This window comes from Bacteroides sp., from assembly GCF_052357945.1.
In the GTDB taxonomy this organism is placed as follows: domain Bacteria; phylum Bacteroidota; class Bacteroidia; order Bacteroidales; family Bacteroidaceae; genus Bacteroides.
Map to the genome: position 1 here is coordinate 1 of NZ_DAWCXD010000155.1, position 10,528 is coordinate 10,528.

The 10,528-nt window shown below is 42.2% G+C and carries 9 protein-coding genes; all 9 read left to right on the plus strand.

Annotation, left to right across the window (positions count from 1 at the left end; translation table 11 throughout):
* The first annotated feature begins 455 nt into the window (after window positions 1–455).
* Window positions 456–1,046: a V-type ATP synthase subunit E family protein gene (locus tag ACT8YW_RS19480; RefSeq protein WP_008999644.1), complete on the plus strand. Its 591-nt coding sequence runs from the start codon at window positions 456–458 to the stop codon at window positions 1,044–1,046.
* A gap of 11 nt (window positions 1,047–1,057) precedes the next feature.
* A complete protein-coding gene (locus ACT8YW_RS19485) occupies window positions 1,058–1,900 on the plus strand; it encodes a DUF2764 domain-containing protein (protein WP_008999645.1) in 843 nt (280 codons plus the stop codon).
* Window positions 1,901–1,917: 17 nt separating this feature from the next.
* A complete protein-coding gene (locus ACT8YW_RS19490) occupies window positions 1,918–3,678 on the plus strand; it encodes a V-type ATP synthase subunit A (protein ID WP_444106855.1) in 1,761 nt (586 codons plus the stop codon).
* Window positions 3,679–3,707: 29 nt separating this feature from the next.
* On the plus strand, window positions 3,708–5,036 hold the full coding sequence (locus tag ACT8YW_RS19495; protein WP_004297639.1) for a V-type ATP synthase subunit B: 1,329 nt from the start codon (window positions 3,708–3,710) through the stop codon (window positions 5,034–5,036).
* Window positions 5,037–5,142: 106 nt separating this feature from the next.
* Window positions 5,143–5,748, plus strand: coding sequence for a V-type ATP synthase subunit D (locus ACT8YW_RS19500; protein WP_004297640.1), 606 nt, complete (start codon window positions 5,143–5,145; stop codon window positions 5,746–5,748).
* The gene (locus ACT8YW_RS19505) at window positions 5,745–7,562 is read left to right on the plus strand and encodes a V-type ATP synthase subunit I (protein WP_444106856.1); all 1,818 of its coding nucleotides are present in this window, start codon (window positions 5,745–5,747) and stop codon (window positions 7,560–7,562) included. Before ACT8YW_RS19500 ends, ACT8YW_RS19505 begins: the two co-directional genes overlap by 4 nt.
* Before the next feature lie 75 nt (window positions 7,563–7,637).
* Window positions 7,638–8,102 carry a V-type ATP synthase subunit K gene (locus ACT8YW_RS19510; RefSeq protein ID WP_004316776.1) on the plus strand — a complete coding sequence of 155 codons (465 nt, stop codon included), beginning with the start codon at window positions 7,638–7,640 and terminating at the stop codon, window positions 8,100–8,102.
* A gap of 202 nt (window positions 8,103–8,304) precedes the next feature.
* Window positions 8,305–9,966 carry a glycogen/starch synthase gene (locus ACT8YW_RS19515; protein WP_444106857.1) on the plus strand — a complete coding sequence of 554 codons (1,662 nt, stop codon included), beginning with the start codon at window positions 8,305–8,307 and terminating at the stop codon, window positions 9,964–9,966.
* A gap of 36 nt (window positions 9,967–10,002) precedes the next feature.
* Window positions 10,003–10,528 (plus strand): DUF3417 domain-containing protein (locus tag ACT8YW_RS19520; protein ID WP_444106858.1); only part of this gene is annotated, 526 nt, incomplete at its 3' end.

Here is a 10,528-nt window from a genome sequence, read left to right on the forward strand (position 1 = left end):
AGAGTAGGTAGCCGCCGTTTTTAAGAAGCCCCTTGATTCATTTTGAGTCAAGGGGGCTTTCTGTTTTTTATCACTTCTGTTTTTATTAATATTCAACTTCCGCCAGCTTGTTTTCCTGTTTTTTATGAATTTGGTGAAATACCGATAGCTTTTGTTATTTAATCTTGTATTAATATCCCATTTGCCGTTTTAAGTATCTACATGTTTCCAAATGTCTTTTGGATTTCTTATATTTGTTTACCGGCTTGAAAAATCCGGTAAATGTGTCATTTAGTAATAGGAAAAGGACTAAATCGGAACAAAATAGGTGTAGGACTGTGATTTTTTCGCAAACGGTTCTTTTTCTTTTCTTCTTTCTCTTTTTTATCAAATTGATTTTTGTAAATTTGGCGAGAATCAGATAAAGGACACACAGTTAAGTTAATATAGTAATAATACTAAATTCTCCTGTTAATATGGAAAACAAAATTCAAGAGTTGACCGATAAGATTTATCGTGAAGGCGTGGAAAAAGGAAACGAGGAAGCGCAGAGACTTATCGCGAATGCTCAGGAAGAAGCTAAGAAAATCATTGAGGATGCCCGCAAGGAGGCAGAATCAATTGTAAACTCCTCTCGTAAATCTGCTGATGAGTTGGCAGAGAATACTAAATCAGAGTTAAAACTATTTGCCGGTCAGGCTGTGAATGCACTCAAATCTGAGGTGGCTACAATGGTAACTGACAAGTTGATAACCGCTTCCGTGAAAGATTTCGCTCAGGATAAAGATTATCTGAATGCGTTTATCGTAGCATTGGCATCCAAATGGAGTGTAGACGAGCCTATCGTCATCTCAACAGCCGATGCGGAATCACTGAAAAAGTATTTTGCAGCTCATGCAAAAGCTTTATTAGACAAGGGGGTGACCATTCAGCAAGTAAATGGTATCAAAACTCTGTTCACTGTTTCTCCGGCGGACGGTTCGTATAAGGTGAACTTCGGAGAAGAAGAATTCATGAATTACTTCAAAGCGTTCTTGCGTCCTCAATTAGTAGAAATGCTATTTTAAAAGAAGCGACTATGAGTAGTAAGTACTATTACTTGGTAGCAGGTTTGCCGGAACTTTCGTTGGAAGACAGCAAACTGAGCTATACAGTAGCCGATTTTAAAACTGAAATCTACGATGGATTGTCTGCTTCAGACCAGAAGTTGATTGACTTGTTTTATCTGAAGTTTGATAATGCAAATGTGCTGAAACTTCTCAAAGATAAAGAAGCGGAAATCGACAAACGGGGAAACTACTCTGCTGAAGAACTCTCTGAATATATTTCTATTCTGAGAGAAGGCGGAGAAATCAGTCCTAAAGAATTTCCGGTCTATCTATCCACTTTTATTACTGATTATCTGAATACTCCGGCTGAAAGTACGGTTTTGCACGAAGATCATCTGGCTGCTCTATATTATGAGTATGCGATGAACTGTGGGAATAAGTTCGTTTCTGCCTGGTTTGAATTCAACCTGAACATCAATAATATTCTTGTTGCATTTACTAGCCGTAAATTTAAATGGGATATTGCTTCCAACGTTGTGGGAAATACGGAAGTATGCGAAGCATTGCGTACATCGAGTGCCCGCGATTTCGGATTGTCTGGTGAGGTGGATGTGTTTGAATCGTTAGTGAAAATCAGTGAGATTACAGAACTGGTGGAGCGTGAGAAGAAGTTGGATGCTTTGCGGTGGAATTGGATGGAGGATGCTATTTTCTTCGACTATTTCACTATCGAACGTATTTTCGCTTTCCTGCTGAAGCTGGAAATGATTGAACGGTGGATTTCACTGGATAAGGAAAGAGGTAATCAGTTGTTCAGAAGCATTATCGAATCGCTGAAGAACGAAGTGCAGATTCCTGCAGAATTCAGATAATAAAATAAAAAAAATATATGGCAACAAAAGGAACTGTTAGTGGCGTTATTGCCAACATGGTGACCCTCGTCGTTGATGGACCGGTAGCTCAGAATGAGATTTGTTATATCTCGACCGGTGGCGATAAGTTGATGGCGGAGGTGATTAAGGTTGTAGGTTCACATGTATATGTCCAGGTGTTTGAAAGCACACGTGGACTGAAAGTGGGCGCCGAAGCCGAATTTACAGGACACATGCTTGAGGTGACATTAGGCCCGGGTATGCTATCGAAAAACTATGATGGTCTGCAAAATGACCTCGACAAGATGGATGGAGTTTTCCTCAAAAGAGGACAATATACATATCCGTTGGATAAAGAACGTGTATGGCACTTTGTACCCTTGGCGAATGTAGGCGACAAAGTGCAGGCTTCTGCATGGTTGGGACAGGTGGATGAAAACTTCCAGCCGTTGAAAATTATGGCTCCGTTCACTATGAAAGGAACGGCTACCGTAAAAACAATCATGCCGGAAGGTGATTATAAGATAGAAGATACAATTGCCATCCTGACAGACGAAGAAGGAAATGATATTCCTGTGACTATGATTCAGAGATGGCCTGTGAAACGTGCGATGACGAATTATAAGGAGAAACCGCGTCCTTTCAAATTGTTGGAGACTGGTGTACGTGTGATTGATACGCTGAATCCGATTGTGGAAGGTGGTACGGGATTTATCCCCGGTCCGTTCGGTACTGGTAAAACAGTGCTTCAGCACGCTATCTCTAAACAGGCGGAAGCGGATATCGTTATCATTGCGGCTTGTGGTGAACGTGCTAATGAGGTGGTGGAAATCTTTACCGAGTTCCCCGAACTGGTAGACCCGCATACGGGACGTAAGTTGATGGAACGCACTATCATCATTGCGAATACTTCCAACATGCCGGTAGCTGCCCGTGAAGCATCTGTATATACAGCAATGACACTGGCGGAATATTACCGTTCCATGGGATTGAAAGTCTTGTTGATGGCGGATTCTACTTCCCGTTGGGCACAGGCTTTGCGTGAGATGTCCAACCGTATGGAGGAATTGCCTGGGCCGGATGCTTTCCCGATGGATATTTCGGCTATTATCTCCAACTTCTACGGTCGTGCAGGATATGTAAAACTAAGTAATGACGAAACGGGTTCTATTACGTTTATCGGTACGGTATCTCCTGCGGGTGGTAACTTGAAGGAGCCGGTGACTGAAAATACGAAGAAAGTAGCTCGTTGTTTTTATGCTTTGGAACAGGATCGTGCGGATAAGAAACGCTATCCGGCAGTGAATCCGATTGATTCTTATTCAAAATATATCGAATATCCGGAATTTGAGGAGTATATCAAAGATCATATCAACGATGAATGGATTGGAAAGGTAAACGAACTGAAAACCCGTTTACAGCGCGGTAAGGAAATTGCCGAACAGATCAATATCCTCGGTGATGATGGTGTACCGGTAGAATATCATGTGATTTTCTGGAAATCAGAATTGATTGACTTTGTTATTCTGCAACAGGATGCTTTTGATGAAATTGACGCGGTGACTCCGATGGAACGTCAGGAAGACATTCTGAACATGATTATCGACATCTGTCATACAGAATTTGAATTTGACAACTTCAACGAAGTAATGGACTACTTCAAGAAGATGATTAATGTCTGTAAGCAGATGAACTACTCGAAGTTCAAATCGGAACAGTATGAAGGATTCCAGAAACAACTGAAGGAATTGATTGCCGAAAGAAGTGTCAATTCATAATCTTTAATTTATAATTTTAATTATCAAAGATGGCAACAAAAGCTTTTCAAAAGATATATACCAAGATTACTCAAATTACCAAGGCTACTTGTTCGCTGAAAGCGACAGGAGTTGGGTATGACGAGCTTGCCACCGTGGACGGTAAACTGGCACAGGTGGTAAAGATTGCCGGTGACGATGTCACTTTGCAGGTATTTGAAGGTACGGAGGGTATTCCGACCAATGCCGAAGTAGTATTCCTCGGCAAATCGCCTACATTGAAAGTGAGTGAGCAGCTGGCCGGACGTTTCTTCAACGCTTTCGGTGATCCGATTGATGGAGGTCCGGACATTGAGGGACAGGAAGTGGAAATTGGCGGTCCGTCTGTGAACCCGGTTCGACGTAAACAGCCGTCGGAACTGATTGCAACGGGTATTGCCGGTATCGACTTGAACAATACACTGGTATCGGGTCAGAAGATTCCGTTCTTTGCCGACCCCGATCAGCCTTTTAATCAGGTAATGGCAAACGTAGCCTTACGTGCTGAAACGGATAAGATTATCCTCGGAGGTATGGGTATGACAAATGACGACTACCTGTACTTTAAGAATGTGTTCTCTAATGCAGGTGCGCTGGACCGTATCGTGAGTTTCATGAATACGACCGAAAATCCTCCGGTAGAACGTTTGTTGATTCCGGATATGGCATTGACTGCTGCAGAGTATTTTGCAGTAAATAATAATGAGAAAGTGCTGGTACTATTGACGGATATGACGAGCTATGCGGATGCGTTGGCAATTGTATCTAACCGTATGGACCAGATTCCTTCGAAAGACTCTATGCCGGGATCGCTTTACTCGGATTTGGCAAAGATTTACGAAAAGGCGGTGCAGTTTCCTTCCGGCGGTTCAATCACTATTATTGCGGTGACTACTTTGTCTGGTGGAGATATTACGCACGCTGTGCCTGATAATACAGGTTACATCACTGAAGGTCAGTTGTTCCTGCGTCGTGATAGTGATATCGGTAAGGTAATTGTTGACCCGTTCCGTTCATTGTCTCGTTTGAAACAGCTGGTAACCGGTAAGAAGACACGTAAGGACCATCCGCAAGTGATGAATGCCGCTGTACGTCTGTATGCCGATGCCGCTAATGCTAAGACGAAGATGGAAAATGGTTTCGACCTGACTAACTACGACGAACGTACGTTGGCTTTTGCGAAGGACTATTCCAATCAGTTGTTGGCTATTGATGTCAATCTTGATACTACTGAAATGCTGGATGTTGCCTGGGGCTTGTTCGGTAAATATTTCCGTCCGGAAGAAGTGAATATCAAGAAAGACTTGGTGGATCAATACTGGCCGAAACAAAATAATTAGACAATTAGACGATTTGCTATTAGGATGATAGTGGACAGATTATATATGTTTATAAGAAGTAATTTCAATCGTCTGATCGTAAATTGTTAAATTAGTAAATCAACGAATGGCTATAAAGTTTCAATATAACAAAACCTCTCTTCAGCAGCTCGAAAAGCAACTGAAAGTGCGGGTGCGTACGCTTCCTATTATTAAGAATAAGGAAAGCGCCCTCCGCATGGAAGTAAAACGCTGTAAAACGGAAGCTGCCGATCTGGAGGATAGGCTCGAACAACAAATTCAAGCCTATGAAGCCATGTTCGCCCTTTGGAATGAGTTTGACGCTTCATTAATAAAGGTGAATGATGTTCATCTTGGCGTGAAAAAGATTGCGGGTGTGCGCGTACCGTTGCTCGAAAATGTAGAATTCGAGATACGTCCGTACAGTATGTTTAATGCTCCCAAATGGTATGCCGACGGTATCCATCTATTGGAAGAGCTGGCTCATACGGCAATTGAACGTGAATTTATGCTCGCCAAGCTGAACTTGTTAGAACATGCAAGGAAAAAGACCACTCAAAAGGTGAACCTTTTTGAGAAGGTGCAGATACCGGGCTATCAGGATGCATTGCGAAAGATCAAACGATTCATGGAAGATGAAGAAAACCTGTCGAAATCTTCGCAAAAGATCATGAAGTCCCATCAAGAAAAAAGGAAGGAGGTAGAGGCATGATTACAAAAATGAAGAAACTCACATTCCTGGTTTATCACAAAGAGTATGAAGAATTCCTGAACAGTCTGCGTGAACTTGGGGTAGTCCATATTGTGGAGAAACAACAGGGGGCTGCTGATAACACGGAGTTGCAGGAGAATATTCGTCTTTCCAATCGCTTGGCGGCTACCTTGAAGTTGCTTCAGAATCAGAAGCATGAAAAGAATGCTGTAATTGCTACGGAAGGTGGAACGGCTGCCCGTGGTATGCAAGTGCTGGACGAAGTGGATGCCCTGCAAACAGAGCATGGAAAGCTGTCGCAGCAGTTGCAAAGCTATGCCAAAGAGAAAGAAGCGCTGGAAGCCTGGGGTAACTTTGAACCGGATAATGTTCAGAAGCTGAAAAATGCCGGTTATGTAATCGGTTTTTATAGCTGTTCGGAAGGAAATTACAAGGAAGAGTGGGAAACGGAATACAATGCAATGATTGTGAACCGCATTTCTTCTAAAGTATTCTTCGTGACTCTGACGAAAGGCGGGCAGGAAGTGGATTTGGATGTAGAACAGGCGAAATTACCTGCATACTCTTTGGCGCACCTTGAAACGCTTTACAATACGACCGAACAGGCCGTTGAAGAGAATGAAAAGAAGCTGGTTACGCTTTCCGAAACGGAAATTCCTTCCTTGAAGGCTGCTCTGAAAGAGTTGCAAAGCCAGATTGAGTTCTCTAAGGTGGTGTTAAGTTCCGAACAGACTGCCGGTGACAAACTGATGTTAATTGAAGGATGGGCACCTGCATTCAGTCAAGTGGAAATAGAGGCTTACTTGAATGACGCACATGTATATTATGAGATTACCGATCCGATGCCGGGCGATAATGTTCCTATTCGATTGAATAATAAGGGATTCTTTGCTTGGTTCGAACCGATCTGTAAGCTGTATATGCTTCCGAAGTATAATGAGTTGGACTTGACGCCGTTCTTTGCCCCATTCTTTATGGTCTTTTTCGGACTTTGTCTGGGAGATTCCGGATATGGTTTGTTCCTGTTCCTGGGAGCTACGGCCTATCGGTTGATGGCGAAGAAAGTAACCCCGTCAATGAAGTCAATCCTCTCATTGATACAGGTTTTAGCGGTATCAACGTTCTTCTGCGGTTTGCTGACTGGCACGTTCTTCGGAGCGAATATCTATGATTTGGATTGGCCGATTATTCAACGCCTGAAACATGCTGTCCTGATGGATAACAATGATATGTTCCAATTATCGTTGATATTGGGAGCTATCCAGATTCTATTCGGTATGGTGCTGAAGGCTGTGAATCAGACGATTCAGTTTGGTTTCAAATATGCTGTGGCAACTATCGGATGGATCATCCTGCTGGTTTCAATGGCAGTTTCAGCTTTGTTACCGGACGTAATGCCGATGGGAAGCACGGTGCACTTGATAATCCTGGGTGTTTCGGCTGCTATGATTTTCCTTTATAACAGTCCGGGAAAGAATGTTTTCCTGAATATCGGACTGGGATTATGGGATTCATACAACATGGTTACCGGTTTGCTCGGAGATGTTTTGTCTTACGTTCGTCTGTTTGCCCTCGGACTTTCCGGAGGTATTCTGGCGGGAGTGTTCAACAGTCTGGCAGTAGGTATGAGTCCGGATAATGTAATAGCAGGTCCGATTGTAATGGTGCTGATTTTCGTGATCGGTCATGCAATCAATATTTTCATGAATGTGCTGGGTGCAATGGTTCACCCGATGCGTCTGACGTTCGTTGAGTTCTTCAAGAACTCCGGATATGAAGGAGGCGGTAAAGAGTACAAACCGTTCAGAAATTAAAAAAACTGAAGATTAAAAATTAGAAATAGAGAATTAATATTTTAAGAATTAAACAATAAAAAATAGAATAAGATTATGGAAATGAATTTGTTTATCGCCTACATTGGCATCGCGATTATGGTTGGTTTGTCTGGCATCGGTAGTGCTTACGGAGTAACTATTGCAGGTAATGCTGCCATCGGAGCATTGAAGAAGAATGATAGTGCATTCGGTAACTTCCTGGTATTGACAGCCCTTCCGGGTACACAGGGTCTTTATGGTTTTGCCGGTTATTTCATGTTTCAGACTATCTTCGGCATTTTGACTCCTGAAATTACAGCTATCCAGGCATCAGCAGTTCTTGGTGCAGGTATTGCTTTAGGACTGGTTGCCTTATTCTCCGCTATCCGTCAGGGACAGGTTTGTGCAAACGGTATTGCAGCTATCGGACAGGGACACAATGTATTTAGTAATACGTTGATTCTTGCTGTATTCCCCGAGCTTTATGCAATCGTTGCTTTGGCTGCAACCTTCTTGATCGGTAGTGCACTCGTTGCATAATTTTTAGCAAGAATATTTCCTATAAAGGAGTTTCAATCCCCTTGTACATGCAGCTTTGCATGTGCAAGGGGATATTCTTTTTTCATTATAGGGCAACGTTTCTTTCCTCTTCTTAACTCATATTTTTCGCATAAAGTATTATTTTTCAAAGAATAATGTGTACTTTTGCACTCGCATACTAAAAAGAGTTTTAATATATTATATGGTAAAAGATTTATTAACCCCCGATTATATCTTCGAGTCCAGCTGGGAAGTATGTAATAAAGTGGGAGGGATATACACCGTCTTGTCGACACGGGCAAATACATTGCAGGAAAAGTTCCGCGACAGAATTTTCTTCATAGGTCCTGATGTGTGGCAAGGAAAAGAGAACTCTCTATTCATCGAGTCGGATAACCTATGTGCTGCCTGGAAAAAGCATGCACTTGAGAAAGACGAACTTTCTGTCCGTATAGGACGATGGAATATCCCCGGTGAACCCATAGTCATTCTTGTTGATTTCCAACCTTTTTTTGAAAAGAAAGACGATATATACACAGAAATGTGGAATCGTTATCAAGTAGATTCGTTGCACGCTTATGGCGATTACGACGAAGCTTCTATGTTTTCATACGCTGCGGGAAGAGTGGTGGAGAGTTTCTATCGCTACAACCTGACAGAAACGGATAAGGTGGTATATCAGGCGCATGAATGGATGACTGGAATGGGAGCACTTTATGTACGGGAAGCTGTGCCGGAGGTGGCTACTATTTTTACGACCCATGCTACTTCTATCGGTCGTTCTATTGCCGGTAATCATAAACCGTTGTACGACTATCTGTTTGCTTATAATGGCGACCAGATGGCGCAAGAACTGAACATGCAATCGAAACACTCGATTGAAAAACAGACTGCACATTATGTAGACTGTTTTACGACAGTGAGCGAAATAACCAATAATGAGTGTAAGGAATTACTGGATAAACCGGCAGATGTTGTTCTGATGAACGGTTTTGAAGATGATTTTGTACCGAAAGGAAGCACATTTACCGGAAAACGTAAACGTGCGCGTGCTTTGATGCTCAATGTAGCGAATAAATTATTGGGAACAAATCTGGGTGATGATACGTTAATTGTCGGAACCAGTGGACGATATGAGTTTAAGAATAAAGGTATTGATGTATTTTTGGAATCATTAAACCGCTTGAACAGGGATAAGAATTTGCATAAGAATGTTTTGGCATTCATCAATGTACCCGGTTGGGTAGGAGACCCCCGTGAAGATTTGCAGGGACGTTTGAAGAGCAAGGAGAAGTTTGACACTCCGCTCGAAGTACCATTTATCACTCATTGGTTGCATAATATGACTCATGACCAGGTGTTGGATATGTTGAAATATCTGGGAATGGGCAATCGTCCGGAAGATAAGGTAAAAGTGATTTTTGTACCTTGTTATCTGAATGGTCGTGATGGCATCATGAATAAAGAATATTATGATATATTGTTGGGACAGGATTTGAGTGTCTATGCTTCTTATTACGAACCGTGGGGATATACTCCGTTGGAAAGTGTAGCATTCCATGTGCCGACAATCACTACTGATCTGGCAGGATTCGGACTTTGGGTAAACAGCCTGAAGAACCAGCATGGCATTAATGATGGAGTAGAAGTGCTGCATCGTTCGGACTATAATTATTCGGAAGTAGCGGATGGTATTAAAGATACGATTACGTTATTTGCGGATAAGACGGAGAAAGAAGTGAAGGAAATCCGTAAGCGTGCTGCCGAAGTGGCAGAACAGGCTTTATGGAAGCACTTTATACAATATTACTATGAGGCTTATGACATTGCCTTGCGCAATGCTATGAAGCGTCAGTTGAGTTAAGAAAGAATTATTTATCAATAAGTAAACGTAAACATTATGAAAATCAAAGTTAGTAATGTGAATACTCCCAACTGGAAAGAGGTTACTGTAAAATCACGTATACCGGAAGAGTTGGAGAAGTTGTCTGAAATCGCACGCAACATTTGGTGGGCATGGAATTTTGAAGCGACTGAACTGTTTAGAGATCTAGATCCGGAACTTTGGAAAGAATGTGGACAGAATCCAGTACTGTTGTTAGAACGTATGAGCTATGAAAAGCTGGAAGCGCTGGCAAAAGACAAAGTGATTCTAAGAAGAATGAATGAAGTTTATACGAAATTCAGAGATTACATGGATGTGAAGCCGGATGAGCAACGCCCATCTATCGCTTATTTCAGTATGGAATATGGCTTGAGCAGCGTCCTGAAAATATATTCCGGTGGTCTGGGTGTATTGGCTGGTGACTATCTGAAAGAGGCTTCCGACAGCAATGTTGATTTGTGTGCGGTAGGCTTCTTGTATCGTTACGGCTACTTTACTCAAACGTTGTCTATGGATGGACAGCAGATTGCCAACTACGAAG